17 protein-coding genes are annotated in these 14,836 nt (G+C 64.6%); 9 read left to right on the forward strand and 8 right to left on the reverse strand.

The window, feature by feature from the left end; translation table 11 throughout:
* Nucleotides 1-153: 153 nt before the first annotated feature.
* The 3 genes from F8237_RS15060 to F8237_RS15070 all read right to left on the reverse strand — a co-directional run bounded on the left by F8237_RS15060 (nucleotide 154) and on the right by F8237_RS15070 (nucleotide 3,224).
* On the reverse strand, nucleotides 154-894 hold the full coding sequence (locus F8237_RS15060) for an SDR family oxidoreductase (RefSeq protein WP_151645761.1): 741 nt from the start codon (nucleotides 892-894) through the stop codon (nucleotides 154-156).
* 3 nt (nucleotides 895-897) lie between these two features.
* On the reverse strand, nucleotides 898-2,223 hold the full coding sequence (locus F8237_RS15065; protein WP_151645763.1) for an FAD-binding oxidoreductase: 1,326 nt from the start codon (nucleotides 2,221-2,223) through the stop codon (nucleotides 898-900).
* 194 nt (nucleotides 2,224-2,417) lie between these two features.
* A complete protein-coding gene (locus tag F8237_RS15070; protein ID WP_151645765.1) occupies nucleotides 2,418-3,224 on the reverse strand; it encodes an undecaprenyl-diphosphate phosphatase in 807 nt (268 codons plus the stop codon).
* A gap of 169 nt (nucleotides 3,225-3,393) precedes the next feature.
* Between F8237_RS15070 and F8237_RS15075 the strand changes: the two genes are divergently transcribed.
* Both F8237_RS15075 and queG read left to right on the forward strand, forming a co-directional pair.
* Nucleotides 3,394-4,086, forward strand: coding sequence for a glutathione S-transferase family protein (locus F8237_RS15075; RefSeq protein WP_151645767.1), 693 nt, complete (start codon nucleotides 3,394-3,396; stop codon nucleotides 4,084-4,086).
* A gap of 32 nt (nucleotides 4,087-4,118) precedes the next feature.
* Nucleotides 4,119-5,276, forward strand: a complete 1,158-nt coding sequence (gene queG / locus F8237_RS15080; protein ID WP_374761614.1) for a tRNA epoxyqueuosine(34) reductase QueG — start codon at nucleotides 4,119-4,121, stop codon at nucleotides 5,274-5,276.
* Between the two features lie 10 nt (nucleotides 5,277-5,286).
* Here the strand turns inward: queG and F8237_RS35915 are convergent, their stop codons facing one another.
* The gene (locus tag F8237_RS35915) at nucleotides 5,287-5,505 is read right to left on the reverse strand and encodes a hypothetical protein (RefSeq protein WP_154696360.1); all 219 of its coding nucleotides are present in this window, start codon (nucleotides 5,503-5,505) and stop codon (nucleotides 5,287-5,289) included.
* Between F8237_RS35915 and F8237_RS15085 the strand changes: the two genes are divergently transcribed.
* Complete coding sequence (locus F8237_RS15085) at nucleotides 5,495-6,295, forward strand: acyl-CoA thioesterase domain-containing protein (RefSeq protein ID WP_151645771.1); 801 nt, start codon at nucleotides 5,495-5,497, stop codon at nucleotides 6,293-6,295. The two genes, F8237_RS35915 and F8237_RS15085, sit on opposite strands and share 11 nt — an antisense overlap.
* Nucleotides 6,296-6,303: 8 nt before the next feature.
* On the opposite strand, the gene F8237_RS15090 is transcribed toward F8237_RS15085, so the two are convergent.
* Nucleotides 6,304-6,771, reverse strand: a complete 468-nt coding sequence (locus F8237_RS15090) for a nuclear transport factor 2 family protein (RefSeq protein WP_151645773.1) — start codon at nucleotides 6,769-6,771, stop codon at nucleotides 6,304-6,306.
* A 148-nt stretch (nucleotides 6,772-6,919) separates the two neighbouring features.
* Complete coding sequence (locus F8237_RS15095; RefSeq protein WP_151645775.1) at nucleotides 6,920-7,708, reverse strand: alpha/beta hydrolase; 789 nt, start codon at nucleotides 7,706-7,708, stop codon at nucleotides 6,920-6,922.
* Nucleotides 7,709-7,952: 244 nt separating this feature from the next.
* On the opposite strand from F8237_RS15095, the gene infC reads away from it, so the two are divergent.
* Nucleotides 7,953-8,492, forward strand: a complete 540-nt coding sequence (gene infC, locus F8237_RS15100; RefSeq protein ID WP_143846126.1) for a translation initiation factor IF-3 — start codon at nucleotides 7,953-7,955, stop codon at nucleotides 8,490-8,492.
* 63 nt (nucleotides 8,493-8,555) lie between these two features.
* Here infC and F8237_RS15105 read toward each other — a convergent pair whose 3' ends face one another.
* Entirely contained in the window at nucleotides 8,556-8,960 is a 405-nt protein-coding gene (locus tag F8237_RS15105) for a hypothetical protein (protein ID WP_151645777.1), read from the reverse strand.
* 275 nt (nucleotides 8,961-9,235) lie between these two features.
* On the opposite strand from F8237_RS15105, the gene rpmI reads away from it, so the two are divergent.
* Nucleotides 9,236-9,436 (forward strand): 50S ribosomal protein L35, encoded by a 201-nt coding sequence (rpmI, locus tag F8237_RS15110; protein WP_008143958.1) that lies wholly within the window; start codon nucleotides 9,236-9,238, stop codon nucleotides 9,434-9,436.
* Nucleotides 9,437-9,516: 80 nt separating this feature from the next.
* On the forward strand, nucleotides 9,517-9,876 hold the full coding sequence (gene rplT, locus F8237_RS15115; RefSeq protein WP_014438774.1) for a 50S ribosomal protein L20: 360 nt from the start codon (nucleotides 9,517-9,519) through the stop codon (nucleotides 9,874-9,876).
* A 14-nt stretch (nucleotides 9,877-9,890) separates the two neighbouring features.
* Here the strand turns inward: rplT and F8237_RS15120 are convergent, their stop codons facing one another.
* Nucleotides 9,891-10,298: a hypothetical protein gene (locus F8237_RS15120; protein ID WP_151650556.1), complete on the reverse strand. Its 408-nt coding sequence runs from the start codon at nucleotides 10,296-10,298 to the stop codon at nucleotides 9,891-9,893.
* Nucleotides 10,299-10,431: 133 nt separating this feature from the next.
* Here F8237_RS15120 and pheS point away from each other — a divergent pair, with 133 nt between their 5' ends.
* Genes pheS through F8237_RS15135 form a run of 3 tightly spaced genes read left to right on the forward strand, consistent with a single transcriptional unit; the run spans nucleotide 10,432 to nucleotide 14,686 of the window.
* On the forward strand, nucleotides 10,432-11,514 hold the full coding sequence (gene pheS / locus F8237_RS15125) for a phenylalanine--tRNA ligase subunit alpha (protein WP_151645779.1): 1,083 nt from the start codon (nucleotides 10,432-10,434) through the stop codon (nucleotides 11,512-11,514).
* Entirely contained in the window at nucleotides 11,511-13,919 is a 2,409-nt protein-coding gene (gene pheT / locus F8237_RS15130; protein ID WP_151645781.1) for a phenylalanine--tRNA ligase subunit beta, read from the forward strand. Before pheS ends, pheT begins: the two co-directional genes overlap by 4 nt.
* Nucleotides 13,916-14,686: a sulfite exporter TauE/SafE family protein gene (locus F8237_RS15135; RefSeq protein ID WP_151645784.1), complete on the forward strand. Its 771-nt coding sequence runs from the start codon at nucleotides 13,916-13,918 to the stop codon at nucleotides 14,684-14,686. The genes pheT and F8237_RS15135 overlap by 4 nt, the downstream gene beginning before the upstream one ends.
* The last annotated feature ends 150 nt before the right edge of the window (nucleotides 14,687-14,836 follow it).

The following is a 14,836-nucleotide window of genomic DNA, read 5'->3' on the forward strand; positions in this document are numbered from 1 at the left end:
GAGGTCGGATCGCTCTTGCGATCCGGGTGAGGGGGTACAGGTCTCTCGACCATCTCACGTGGGGAGAGAGGCCCCTCACCCCAACCCTCTCCCGGTAAGAACGGGGCGAGGGAGCACACTGCCGATGCGGCTGCAGCGCAAGCCCATCAAGTTTTAAAACCTCAGCTTCTTGAACACCGCTTCCGGCAGCGTCTTGATGATCAGCATCACGAGGCGCCATTTGCCGCTGACGTAGACGACATCGGTCTTGTTCTCGACGGCGCCGAGGATCGCGTCGCCCACCACCGGCGCATCCACGGTGAGCGGGCCGATCAGCTTCATGCCCTCGGTCATCCTGGTGCGGACGAAGCCCGGCTTCACCGTGACGACGTGAACGCCGCCGCGGCTCGCGCGCGCGCGCAGGCCTGAGAGAAACGCCGAGAAGCCTGCTTTCGCCGAGCCGTAGACATAGTTCGAGGCGCGGCCGCGATCGCCTGCGACCGAAGACACACCGACGATCGTGCCGGTGCCGCGGCCTAAGAATTTTTCGGCGAACAGGCCGAGGATCAGCGACGGGCCTTCGTAGTTCGAGCGCATGATCGTGGTGGCGTGGGCGAGATCGCTCTCGGCGTTCTCCTGCACACCCAGCAGGCCGACGATCGAGATGACGACGTCAGGCAACGCCGGAAGCCCGTTCACGAATCCCTCGAACGAGGCGGTGTCGAGCACATCGAACTTGTAGAGACCAACAACGACATCGTAACGCGCGCGCAGGTCCGCGGCGTCGGGCTCCAGCGCGGCGACATCGCGGCCCGCGAGGGCGACATCGTATCCGGCCTTGGCAAAGGCGCGCGCGGCAGCGCGGCCGATATCGGAGGAACCACCGAGCACAATTGCGGTCTTGCGTGATGTCACGGCTTAAACCTCATCGAACAGGCGTTGTGAAAGTTTCGAGCGAATGTTTCCGGCGGGATCGAGCGATCTGCGGATCGCGTTGAAGCGTTGGAGGGCCGGATAGCCGACCTCGAACGTCGTGCGCGACTGGCGCGCGTCCTTGGCGAGATAGAGCCTTCCGCCGGCGGCGACGACGAGGCGGTCGACCTCGTCGAGGAAGTTCATGATGTCGCCCTTCACCGGAAAATCCAGCGCCAGCGTATAGCCGGGCAACGGAAACGACAAAATGCCGTCGCCCTCGCCGAGCTTCTTGAGCACCGCGAGGAAGGACGCGTCGCCGCGCTGTGCGACGCGACCCAGGATCTCGCCGAGCACGGCGCGCGCGCCAGCTTGCGGAATCACGCATTGATGCTGAAGGAAGCCGCGACGTCCATAGATGCGATTCCAGTCGGCGATAGCGTCGAGCGGGAAGAAATAGGGGTAGAGCGAGACCACATGGCTGCCGCCGGCGCGCCGCGCGCCCATGCGGTAGTAGAGCTCGTTGAAGGCGCGGATGCTGGTGCGATTCAATGTCATCGCCGGCAGGTCGACGGGCACGGCGAGCCCGGGATTCTTGCCGACGGGAAATGCCGCGGCGCCGTCGGCAAGTTCGCCCGGCCCTGCATGCTCACCGAGATAGATCAGCGAGCGGCCGAGATCACGCCCTTTCGCCGCGCAATCGATCCACGCCACCGAATAGGTCGCGGCATCGCCGTCGTCGAGCGCACGCATCGCGGCATCGAGATCGGATGCGGCGATCACCCGCTCGCGGATCCAGCCAGTCTCGACGGCGCGCAGCCGCATCGTCGCTTCGAGAATGATTCCGGTGAGGCCCATGCCGCCGATGGTCGCGAAGAACGCATCGGAATTCTCCTCGCGCGAGGCCTCGATGGTCTCGCCCTGGCCCGTGCGCAGCAGGATGCTGTCGACATAGCGGCCGAAACCGCCCTCGCAATGATGGTTCTTGCCGTGGACGTCAGCGGCAATGGCACCGCCGACGGACACAAAGCGCGTGCCGGGAACGACGAAGGGCAGAAAGCCGCGCGGACCGAACGTGTCGATCAGGTCCGACAGCAGCACGCCGGCTTCGAGGCGGATGCGCCCGGTCGCGGGATCAAACGACCTGACCCGGTCGAAGCCTGTCATGGCGACGGTTCTGACGGCGCCGATCGCGGCATCGCCATAGGCGCGGCCGTTGCCTCTGGCCACCGAGCCGGCCACCACGGCTTCGCCCACGGCCTCGAACGACCGCGGCCGCAGGAGTTCGCTATCGACGACCGGGAAGCGTCCCCAGCCGCTGACGAGGGTCATGGTTCAGCTCCTGTGCAGGGCGAACCGCCCCGCGTGGAAACTGCCTACCGATCAAAAGCTTATATTGCGTTGAGAAAAGCCGGCATAGCCGGGCGGGATAGCCCGGATGGAGCGTAGCGCAATCCGGGGCCGTCAGCGCGTGTGGCACGATTCCCGGATTTCGCTTCGCTCCATCCGGGCTACGGCTCAATCGCTTAACGTCCCAGCGCCAGCGCGATCAGGCCGAGGGTGCCGACGATGACGCGCCACCAGGCGAACACCACGAAGCCGTGGCGGGTGACGTAGGACAGGAACGTCTTCACCACGATGATTGCGGTGATGAACGACACCACGAAGCCGATCGCGACGATGCCCATGTGGTCCATCGTCATCTCGGAGCGGTTCTTGTAGAAGTCATAGGCGAACGCGCCGATCATGGTGGGAATGGCGAGGAAGAACGAGAACTCCGCCGCCGCGCGCTTGTCGGCGCCCAAGAACATCGCCGCGACGATGCTGGCGCCGGAGCGCGACACGCCCGGGATCATCGCGACGCACTGCGCGATGCCGATATAGAGATACATCAGCAGCGGAAAGCGGGTGGCATCATGCTCGCGCGCCTTGAGATCGAGCCGGTCGACCCACAACAGGATGGCGCCGCCGACGATCAGCGAGAAACAGACGACCCACGGATTGAACAGCAGGCTCTTGATGTATTTGCCGGCGACGAGGCCGACGATGACTGCGGGCAGGAACGCGACCAGCACGCCGATCACAAAGCGGCGCGCATCGGCATCGCCGGTGAACATGCCGATCGCGACGTCCCACAATTTCTTGAAGTACAGCACGACGATCGCAAGGATCGCGCCGAGCTGGATCAGAACGGTAAACGAATCCCAGAACGCGCCTTCGCCAAGATGGAAGAAACGCTCCGCAAGCAGCAGGTGGCCGGTCGAGGAAACGGGAAGGAACTCGGTCACACCCTCGATGATGCCGAGGATCACTGCCCGTATTGCGTCTGACATATTTACGGTCCATTTCCGCTGGAAAAACGGGGTTCTTCTCGCCTATTCCCCCCAATGCTGCAATCGCAAAATGCGACATCTCGCCCTTGCTTCGCGGTTTTGAAGGACTAGTGTGGCGCCGCACAAACATTGATGGATTCTTAAGCACCATCACATAGTCAAAGGCTTCATGTTTACGCTGTATCATCATCCGTTCTGTCCGCATTCGCGCTTCATCCGCCTGATCGCGGGGGAATACGGACTCGAAACTCGGCTGGTCGAAGAGCGCAGCTGGGAGCGGCGCGAGGCATTTCTGCTGCTCAATGCGGCAGGGACGACGCCGGTCCTGGTGGACGAGGAGCAGCCGCCGATCCCCGGCGCGGCCATCATCGCCGAATATGTCGACGAAGCCTATGGTCACGAGATGGGGCCCAAGCGCCTGATGCCGGACACCATTGCCGAGCGCGTCGAGGTGCGCCGGCTGATGGCCTGGTTCAACGAAAAATTCTTCGAGGAAGTCTCTCATCCTCTCGTCACCGAGCGAATCTACAAGCGCTTCATGAGCGAGGACAACGGCGGCGGCGCGCCCTCGGCCGACGTGATGCGCGCGGCCAAGGCAAATGTACGCTATCATCTGGCCTATATCGGCTGGCTGGCGCAGACGCGTAACTTCCTCGCCGGCGACCGGCTCACTTATGCGGATCTCGCCGCCGCGGCGCATCTCTCGGCGATCGACTATCTGGGCGACGTGCCATGGAGCGAGGACGACGCGGCAAAGGCGTGGTACGCGCGGGTGAAATCCCGCCCGTCGTTCCGTCCGCTGCTGAGCGAATGGCTGGCCGGCGTGCCGGCGTCGCGGACCTACGTGGACCTGGATTTCTGATGAAGGTCGTCATGCCCGGGCTTGTCCCGGGCATGACGAGTGTGGATGCATCGGTGATGAAATCCAGCATCGACATTGATGAGATTCGGACGGCGCTTGCGCACGAGGCGCGCGCGCTCGGCTTCGACTGCATCGGCGTCACTGTGCCGGGTACGATCGAGAACGCGGGACAGCATTTTCTCGAATTCATCGCTTCGGGCGGCCATGGCGACATGGACTGGCTGGCCGCGCAACCGGAGCGCCGCGTCGATCCGCGCGGGCTGTGGGCCGACGTGCGCAGCGTGATCATGCTCGGCGTCAATTACGGCCCCGACTCCGATCCGCTCGAGATCCTCAAGCAACGGACTCGCGCGGCGATCTCGGTCTATGCGCAAGGTGACGACTATCACGACCTCATCAAGAAGCGCCTGAAGGCGCTGGCGCGCTGGCTGGTCGCGACCGCACCGTCGGAGGTGAAGGTGTTCGTCGACACCGCCGCGGTGATGGAGAAACCGCTGGCGCAGACCGCGGGTCTCGGCTGGCAGGGCAAGCATACCAATCTCGTCTCCCGCGAATTCGGCTCCTGGCTGTTTCTGGGCGCGATCTACACCACGCTCGAGCTGCCGCGCGACGATGCCGAGATCGATCATTGCGGCTCGTGCCGGGCCTGCCTCGAGATCTGCCCGACGTCGGCGTTTCCCGCGCCCTACAAGCTCGACGCGCGGCGCTGCATCTCGTATCTCACCATCGAGAACAAGGGACCGATCCCGCGCGCGTTTCGCAAAGCCATCGGCAATCGCATCTATGGCTGCGACGATTGTCTTGCGGCGTGCCCCTGGAACAAGTTCGCGCAAGAGGGCCGCGAGGCGAAGCTCGCCGCGCGCGAGGAATTGCGGGCGCCGGATCTCGCCGAACTCGCACGGCTGGATGACGCTGCGTTCCGTGCGCTGTTCACGAAGTCGCCGGTGAAGCGCATCGGCCGCGACCGGTTCTTGCGGAACGTGCTGATCGCGATCGGCAACTCCGGCGAGATAGCGCTGGCCGCGGAGGCGCGACGATTGCTGGAGGACGAGAGTCCGTTGGTGCGTGGGGCCGCGGTGTGGGCGTTGGGGCAGTTGGTGCCACGAGATGAGTTCGTCGCGATGAAGTCTGCCGCGATGGGCACAGAGCGCGACGAAAGCGTGCATGAGGAGTGGCACGCCGCCTCCTAATCCTCCGCTGTCATCCCCGCCACCGGGTCTCGCCTTCGGCGAGCCCGATGACAGGCTCCGGCGGGGGATCCAGTACGCTGCGGCCTATCGATTCAATCGCTGCCATCTCGGAGTACTGGATCGCCCGGTCAAGCCGGGCGATGGCACCGTTGTTGCGGCCACAGTGCATGCTCTCCCCACCCTTGATTTCCCCGCAGCTTCCTTCAAGGTCGCGCGTCATGACAAACATGCCTTTCTTCACCCGCGACGGCGACACATTCCACCCGACGGAAGTCGCCAACGGTCCGTGGGATCCGAACTCGCTGCACGGGCGCGTCATCGTCGGCCTGCTCGGCTTCGCCATCGAGGAGCGCCATTCCGGGCCTGAATTCGTGCCGGCGCGGCTCACCGTCGACATGTTTCGGCTGCCGACCATCGACAAGCCGATTCACGTGACGACGCGCCTGGTGCGCGACGGACTGCGTATCCGCGTGGTCGAGGCGGAGTTCTTGTCCGGCGGCGTCAGCATGGCGCGCGCCTCCTGCCAGTTGCTGCGCCGAACGCAAAATCCCGACGGCAATGTCTGGTCGCCGCCGAACTGGGACGCACCGAAGCCGGCCGACATTCCCAAGCCGACCGATCCGAGACTCGGCATGAACGGCAAATGGACGACGCGGCCGATCGTGGGCCACATGGGCTCGCTCGGTCCGCGGCGGCTGTGGATGAGCGAGGTGCGCGAGCTGGTGGCGGGCGTGCCGATGACGCCGTTCGTGCATGTCACTGTCGGTGCCGATTTCGCCAGCCCGTTTGCGAATGCCGGCGACAAGGGGCTCGGCTACATCAACAGCGACGTCACGATCTATCTGCACCGGCTGCCGGTGACGAACTGGATCGGCTTCGACGTGGTCAATCACCAGGCCACCGACGGCGTCGCGATCGGCGAATGCTGGCTCTATGACGAAGAGGGTCCGATCGGCACCGCCACGGTCGCAGCGCTGGCGCAGCGCAAGCCGATGGCGAAGCTGCCACCGCCGCCGTAGGGCGACCGTCAGGACAAATGCCGCTGCATCTCCGGCCGTGCCTTCAGCTCGGCACCCTGCTTGGCGACGATCTTGGCAATACGCTCCGGCGCGAACTTCAGATCGACGAAGGCCGTCGCGGTGTTGGCGACTTCGTGATAGTTCACGATCCTGCCGTCGCGGAGCGTCATGATCGCGACACCCTCGAACATCGCCCGCGCGCCGCCCGCCTCCGGCAAGGTCGAGCGATAACTGAAGGTGTAGCGCGCATAGAGCGTGGTGCCGTCGGTGACGGGATCGTGCATGTCCCAGCGAAAATCGGTCGCCGTGCGATAGAACCAGTCGTCGACCATCGCTGCGATTTTGGAGCGGCCTTCGAAGGCGCCGTAGAAGACGTCATGATAAACGCCGTCCTCGGTGAATAGCTCGGCGAACGCTTTGCCGTTACGCTGTTCAACAGCGTCGCAGAAGGCGCGCAGCATGGCGGTGGTGGTCATTGGCGTTTCTCCCGATCTCCCTCTCCGTCATGCCCCGGCTTGACCGGGGCATCCAATACGCCGAGGCTTCTCGGCTCAATCACGACCGCTGGTGGAATACTGGATCATCCGCCTTCGCGGATGATGACATCGAATTCTGAGCATCACTTCACCCGATCTCGGCCACCGCGGCAAGAATGCGCGCGATGTCCTGCGGGCGGGAGAGGCGGTGATCGCCGTCCTGGATCATGGTCAGCACGACATCGTCGGCCGGCAGGCGATGGGTCAGCGCGAAGGCGTGCTGCCAGGGCACGTCAGGATCCTGCGCGCCCTGCAGGATGCGGACGGGACAGCCGAGATCGATCGCGCTGCCGAGCACGAGATGATTGCGCCCCTCCTCGATCAGGTTTCGCGTGATCGGATAGGGCGAGCCGTCGCCATAGTCCGACGGACGCAGCCAGAAACCCTTGGTCTCGATCTCCTGCTTCACCTCGGGCGAGAAATTCTTCCACATCAGCTCCTCGGTGAAGTCGGGCGCCGGCGCGATCAGCACGAGCCCCGCCAACGACGCTTTGCTGGTCCGCTTCCTGATCTCGCGGGCGAGCAGCAGCGCCATCCAGCCGCCCATGGAGGAGCCGATCAGGATCTGCGGGCCGTCGCAGAACCGCTCGACCACCGCGACGCTGTCCTCGAGCCAGCGTCCGATGGTTCCGTCAGCGAAATCACCGCCGGATTCGCCGTGGCCGGAATAGTCGAACCGGACCACGGCGCGGCCGTGGTCCTTGGCCCAGCCGTCCAGCGCCACGGCCTTGCCACCCAGCATGTCCGACTTGAATCCGCCCAGCCACACCAGGCCGGGGCCCTTTCCGGGACGGCTGCGCACCGCGATCCTGCGCGCGGACGGGCCCTCGCCCACATCGATGAAGTCGAGCACGGCGTCGGAAATGGCATCGGTCATGGAACGTTTACTCCGGCTGTGCAGTTTGAGCTGTCCGGGCGTGTTCCGCGGCGCGGCCCGGGATTGGCCCTTTGGGACGCTTGCGGAACAGAAGCAAGGTGTCTATGTCCGTCAGCGTGCCGATCGGCGTGACCGAAATGCCTCGCATTTGAGGCTATTTCGCCTCCGCCCGAGCGAATTGCTTGCCGGCAAACCTATCTTCCTGCACAGTAGCTGCCTCTTTCACAACTTTGGAGAACCACCCATTCGCCGTCCCAATAAAGCCCCGCCCGTTGCCAGCAAAGACGGGCCGCGCATCAATGATGATATTCGCAATGCGCAGATCCAGCTGATCGATCAGACCGGTGACAACAAAGGCACGGTCGAGACCGTCATGGCCATCCGCATGGCCCAGGAAGCCGGCATGGATCTGGTCGAGATCTCGCCGAACGTCAGCCCTCCCGTCTGCAAGATCATGGACTACGGGAAGTATAAGTATTCCGCCCAGAAAAAAGCCGCCGAAGCCCGCAAGCGGCAGAAGATCGTCGAGATCAAGGAGATCAAGCTCCGCCCGATGATCGACGACCACGATTACGAAGTTAAGATGCGCGCGATGCAGCGCTTCTTCGAAGAGGGCGACAAGGTCAAGATCACGCTGCGCTATCGCGGCCGCGAAATGGCGCACCAGGAGATCGGCACCAAGCTGCTCGACAAGATCAAGACCGACGTTGCCGAGCTCGCCAAGGTAGAGCAGGACGCGCGGTTCGAAGGCCGCCAGGTCGTCATGGTGCTGGCGCCGCGCTGACGCAGGCTCTTTAAGGTAAAGAATTCAACGGCCCGTCCGGCTCTCCGGCGGGCCGTTTTGTTGTCAGGTCCGCGTCGCCTGCCAGGTGCCGCTGCAGCGGTCGCCGGAAATGATGCCGTTCCAGGAGCCGGTGCCGGCCACACCGGCGAGCCGGCCGCCGCCGCTGGCGTGGGACGCGCCGACCGAGACCTGGACCGCGACGGCGCCGCCGCGCCTGACCGTGCCGGAAACCCGGCCGCCACCGGCCGACGAGACCCGGCTGCCGGTCACGGCGAAGGGGACGCTGTAGCCGGAGCTGCAATTGCCCCGGGTGGTGGCGAAAGTGACATTCCAGATGCCGTCATAGCCGCCGACACGGGCATCGGCGGTCGAGGGCAGCAAGGCGGCCGCAACCACGGCAAGCAGCGCCAGGCGGCGTGGGCGGGCAAGAGCGGCGAAAGACGAAATCAACTGCGGGAAATGAGCCATTTTGGTCCTGCTTCTGGCGACACGACTTGGACAAGGATGGTAGCAATTCCGAATAGTCGGCCGCCAGGTTTCACCGGTTCATCGTTGCCAATTCGCCCGTTCTCTGTCATAAGCCCGGCCTTCATCGCCCGGCTGATTAAGGGCTGCCGTGGCGGTGTTTCGTGCGGGTTTCGCGCTTGTTCGTAGAAACCTGAGCACAATCAACGCTCTAACGAGCATTTTTGACGGCCAGGCCGCCTTCGCGGGCGGATTTCGTTGGCCATTAGGAGAGCCAAATGCCCAAGCTGAAGACCAAATCGGGCGCTAAAAAGCGCTTCAAGGTGACTGCCACCGGCAAAGTGATGTTCGCCCATCGCGGCAAGCGTCACGGCATGATCAAGCGGACGAAGAAGCAGATCCGTCAGCTCCGCGGCACCGCCGTGCTGTTCAAGACCGACGGCGACAACGTCAAGAAGTACTTCTTGCCGAACGCCTGATCGCGTCCAAGATCATTGCCATCAGCGCCGCGTTTTGCGCGGCGATCCGAAAAACCAAGTCATCTCTGAAGGATTTTGTCATGTCTCGCGTCAAACGCGGTGTGACCGCCCACGCCAAGCACAAGAAAGTCTACAAGGCCGCCAAGGGCTTCTACGGCCGCCGCAAGAACACCATCCGCGCCGCCAAGCCGGCCGTGGAGAAGGCCCAGCAGTACGCCTTCCGCGATCGCAAGCGCAAGAAGCGGACGTTCCGCGCGCTCTGGATCCAGCGCCTCAATGCTGCCGTCCGTCCGTTCGGCATGACCTACAGCCGATTTATCGACGGCCTCGCCAAGTCGGGCATCACCGTGGACCGCAAGGTGCTGTCGGATCTCGCGATCAACGAGCCTGCGTCGTTCCAGGCGATCGCCGAGAAGGCCAAGGCCGCGCTGGCCGCCTGAGCCAGGCTTGCGTGCTAACGGCCGGCTCCGCCGGCCTTCAGCGCGCGTCGCGAGTAACGCTGGGCGACCTCCGCCCGGCAGAAGGCTGTTGCCGAAATATACATGGTGCCGGACTTGTTCCGGTATTTCCGGTCGCAGACCCCCAACTCGCGCTGATAGCTGAGCTTCTGCGGCGTTTTCAGCTGGCCGAGAAAGTCCGCCTCGCACTTCTTCTCGACGACCTCCCCGAACTGAACGTCGCCACTGGCGCCGTATGAGCAGGCCTCGAACAGCTTCATGGCGCGGTCGCAGCTCGGCGCCGCGTTGAGGGCCGATTTGATGTCGTCCATCGCATTGGATTTGGCCGGACATTCCTCGGCGGCGTGAGCCACGCCTGCCATGAGAACCAGGGCCAGGCCGGCCAGGCAGGATCGTAAACGCATCCTCCGCTCCTTCGTCAGGTTGGTGCCGGCCATGCTTGTACGGCTCAAATGCCCTGCATTTGCGACGGCTATTCGGCTTGACGTTCCGGCCCGGCTGCGGCCACAACCGGCAGCCTTTTGAAAGGATCCGACCGTGTCCGACCTTGCCAGCCTCGTCCAATCCATCCTCGCACAGATCACCTCCGCCGGCGACGAGGCAGCCCTCGAAGCCGTCCGCGTGGCCTCGCTCGGCAAGAAGGGCTCGATCTCAGCTCTTCTCGCAACGCTCGGCAAGATGTCGCCTGAAGAGCGCAAGACGCAGGGCGCCGCGATCAACCAGGCCAAGGACGAGGTCACCCAGGCGCTCGCGGCGAAGCGCGACGTTCTGAAGTCGGCAGCGCTCGACGCACGGCTTGCCTCGGAGACCGTCGACGTCACGCTGCCGCTGCGCGAGGCACCGACTGATGCCGGCCGCATCCATCCGCTGAGCCAGGTCTGGGACGAGCTGACGACGATCTTCGCCGACATGGGATTCTCGGTCGCCGAAGGCCCCGATATCGAGACCGACGACTACAATTTCACCAAGCTGAACTTCCCGGAAGGCCATCCCGCGCGCGAGATGCACGACACGTTCTTCTTCCATCCGAAGGAGGACGGCTCGCGCATGCTGCTGCGGACCCACACCTCGCCGGTGCAGGTGCGCACCATGCTGAGCCAGAAGCCGCCGATCCGCGTGATCTGCCCGGGCCGCACCTACCGCATCGATTCGGACGCGACCCACACGCCGCAATTCCACCAGGTCGAAGGCCTCGTCATCGACAAGCACTCGCATCTCGGCCACCTCAAATGGATCCTGCACGAGTTCTGCAAGGCGTTCTTCGAGGTCGACAACATCAACATGCGCTTCCGTCCCTCGTTCTTCCCGTTCACCGAGCCGTCGCTGGAAGTCGACATCCAGTGCCGCCGCGACAAGGGCGAGATCCGCTTCGGCGAGGGCGAGGACTGGCTCGAGATTCTCGGCTGCGGCATGGTGCATCCGAACGTGCTGCGCGCCTGCGGCATCGATCCCGACGAATACCAGGGTTTCGCCTGGGGCATGGGCATCGACCGCATCGCCATGCTGAAATACGGCATCGCCGACCTGCGCCAGCTGTTCGACAGCGACGTCCGCTGGCTGTCCCATTACGGCTTCAAGCCGCTCGAAGTGCCAACGCTTGCCGGAGGGCTGAGCTCGTGAAATTCACCCTCTCCTGGCTGAAAGACCATCTCGACACCGACGAGCCCTTGGAAAAGCTCGCCGACAAGCTCACCATGATCGGGCTCGAGGTCGAGAACATCGAGGACAAGGCGAAGGCGCTGAAGCCGTTCACCATTGCGAAGGTGATCTCGGCCGAGCAGCATCCGAATGCGGATCGGCTGCGCGTCTGCATGGTCGACACCGGTAACGGCGCGGCACCGGTGCAGGTGGTGTGCGGCGCGCCGAATGCGCGCGCGGGGCTCGTCAGCGTGTTCTCGCCGCCCGGGACCTACATTCCCGGCAAGGACATCACGCTCGGTGTCGGCACCATCCGCGGCGTCGAGAGCCGCGGCATGCTGTGCTCGGCGGCTGAGCTGCAGATCTCCAACGATCATGACGGCATCATGGAATTGCCGGCGGACGCGCCTGTTGGTGCCGGCTACGCCGAATGGGCCGCGCTCGGTGATCCCGTGGTCGAGATCAATTTGACGCCGAACCGGCAGGACTGCACCGGCGTGCACGGCATCGCGCGCGACCTCGCCGCTGCCGACATGGGCAAGTTCAAGGACCCCACGATCAAGCCGATCAAGGGTGAATTCCCCTGTCCGGTGAAGGTCACGGTCGAGGATGCCGCGCTGTGCCCGGGCTTCGCGCTGCGGCTGGTGCGCGGCGTCAAGAACGGCCCGTCGCCGGAATGGCTGCAGAAGCGATTGACCGCGATCGGTCTGCGCCCGATCAACGCGCTGGTCGACGTCACCAACTTCATGACCTATGACCGCGCGCGCCCGCTGCACGTGTTCGACGCGAAGAAAGTGAAGGGCAATCTCGTGGTGCGCCGCGCGCGTGACGGCGAGACGCTGCTCGCGCTCGACGGCCGCACCTACACTCTCGATCCCGCAACCTGCGTGATCGCGGACGAGCACGGCGTCGAATCGCTCGCCGGCATCATGGGCGGCGAAGCTTCGGGCTGCGACGAGAATACCACCGACGTGCTGATCGAATCGGCGCTTTGGAACGAGATCAACATCGCCCAGACCGGCCGCAAGCTCGGCATCAATTCGGACGCTCGCTATCGCTTCGAGCGCGGCGTCGATCCGGCCTTCATGGTCCCCGGGCTCGAGCTCGCGACCAAGCTGGTGATGGAGATGTGCGGCGGCACGCCGTCCGAGAACGTCGTGGTCGGCAAGGCCTTCGGCGACGACCGCGTGATCGATTTTCCGCTCACCGAGGTGAAGCGTCTCTCCGGCATCGAGGTGCCGCAGCCGGAAATGAAGCGCATCCTCAGCCATCTCGGCTTCATGATGGCAGGCCCGGGCCCCGTGGTGAAGGTCGCCGTGCCTTCCTGGCGCACCGACGTGCACGGCAAGGCCGACATCGTCGAGGAGGTCGTCCGTATCTATGGCGTCGACAAGGTGCCGATGACGCCGTTCGAGCGCGGCGCCGATGCGCGAAAGCCCGTGCTGACGCCGCTGCAGCTTCGCACCCGCCGCGCCAGGCGCGCGCTTGCGAGCCGCGGCATCATCGAAGCCGTCACCTGGTCCTTCATCACCAAGCCCGCGGCAGAACTGTTCGGCGGCGGCCAGCGCGAGCTCGAAGTCGCCAACCCGATCGCATCCGATCTGTCCGACATGCGCCCGACCCTTTTGGCGGGCCTGATCGCGGCGGCGCAGGCCAATGCCGATCGCGGCTTTGGCGATGTCGCACTGTTCGAAGTCGGCCAGGTGTTCAAGGGCGATCGGCCGCAGGATCAGTTCATGGCGGCAAGCGGCGTGCGCCGTGGTTTTGCCTCCTCGGAAGGTCTCGGCCGCCACTGGTCGGGCTCGGCGCAGGCTGACGTGTTCGACGCCAAGGCCGATGCGCTGGCGGTGCTCGCCGCGGCCGGTGCGCCGATGCAGGCGCTTCAGATCGTCGCCGGCGGACCCGCCTGGCTACATCCGGGGCGCTCGGGCACGATCCAGATCGGACCGCAAAACGTGCTCGGCCATTTCGGCGAGATGCATCCGCGCGCGCTCGAAGCGCTCGGCGCGGATGGCCCGCTGGTGGTGTTCGAGGTGATCCTCGACCGCGTTCCCGAGGCCAAGAAGAAGCCGACCCGCGCCAAGCCTGTGATCGAGCTGTCGGCCTTCCAGCCGGTGTCCCGCGACTTTGCGTTCATCGTCGACCGCAGCGTGAAGGGCGGCGACATCGTCCGCGCGGCGCAAGGCGTCGACAAGAAGCTGATCACCGGCGTGAATGTCTTCGACGTCTACGAGGGCAAGGGTATCGACGACGGCAAGAAGTCGATCGCGATCGCGGTGACGATCCAGCCGCGCGAGAAGACCCTGACCGACCAGGAGATCGAGGCCGTCGCCGCCAAGATCGTCGCGGAGGTGACGAAGAAGACCGGCGGCACTCTGCGGGGATGACATTTACTGACCTTCTCCCAAAGGACGTCAGCCTCACCATTGCGATGGCGCTCTGCGCCGTCGCTTTCGTTTCGGGCACCGCGCGCGGCTTCTCGGGCTTCGGCTCGGCGCTGATCTTCATGCCGCTGGCGAGCAGCATCGCGGCGCCGCGGCTTGTCGCCGCGCTTCTCCTCGTCATCGACTTCGTCGCGGCAGCACCGCTGCTGCCCGATGCATGGCGAAAGGCGGATCGCAAGGCCACCGCCGTAATCGTACGGGGCGCATTGGTCGGCGTACCCATCGGCACCTACTTCCTCAGCGTGCTCGAGCCCGTCACCACGCGCTGGATCATCTCCTGCTTCGTCGCCGCGCTTCTGCTTCTATTGCTGTCGGGCTGGCGCTATCGCGGCAAGGACCATGCATGGCTCTCGATCGGCATCGGCAGCCTCTCCGGCTTCTGCAGCGGCCTCGCGCAAACCGGCGGCCCGCCGATCGTCGGCTACTGGCTCGGCCGTCCAATCGCACCGATCGTCGCGCGCGCCAACATCGTGCTGTTCTTCGGCGCCTCGGACTTCTTCTCGATGGTCAGCTACGCAACCACGGGCCTGATCAGCCGCGAATCGCTGCTGCTCTCGCTCATCGTCGGACCGGTCTATGCGATCGGCGTCGCGTTCGGCGCCTCGCTGTTCGGCCGCGCCAGCGAAACGGTCTTTCGTCGGATTTGCTACGGGCTGATCGCGATGGCGGTGATCACCGGGCTGCCGGTGCTGGACGGCATCTTGCGCTGATCCATCCGTCGTCCCGGCGAACGCCGGGACCCATACCGCGTGATCTCGCGAATGAGATCGGTTGCTGTACCAAGCGCAAAGTCTTCGCCAAACTTCTCCCTGGGCGTATGGGTCCCGGATCTGCGCTTCGCTTGTCCGGGACGACAGCGG

It is taken from the genome of Bradyrhizobium betae, from assembly GCF_008932115.1.
GTDB classification, from domain to species: domain Bacteria; phylum Pseudomonadota; class Alphaproteobacteria; order Rhizobiales; family Xanthobacteraceae; genus Bradyrhizobium; species Bradyrhizobium betae.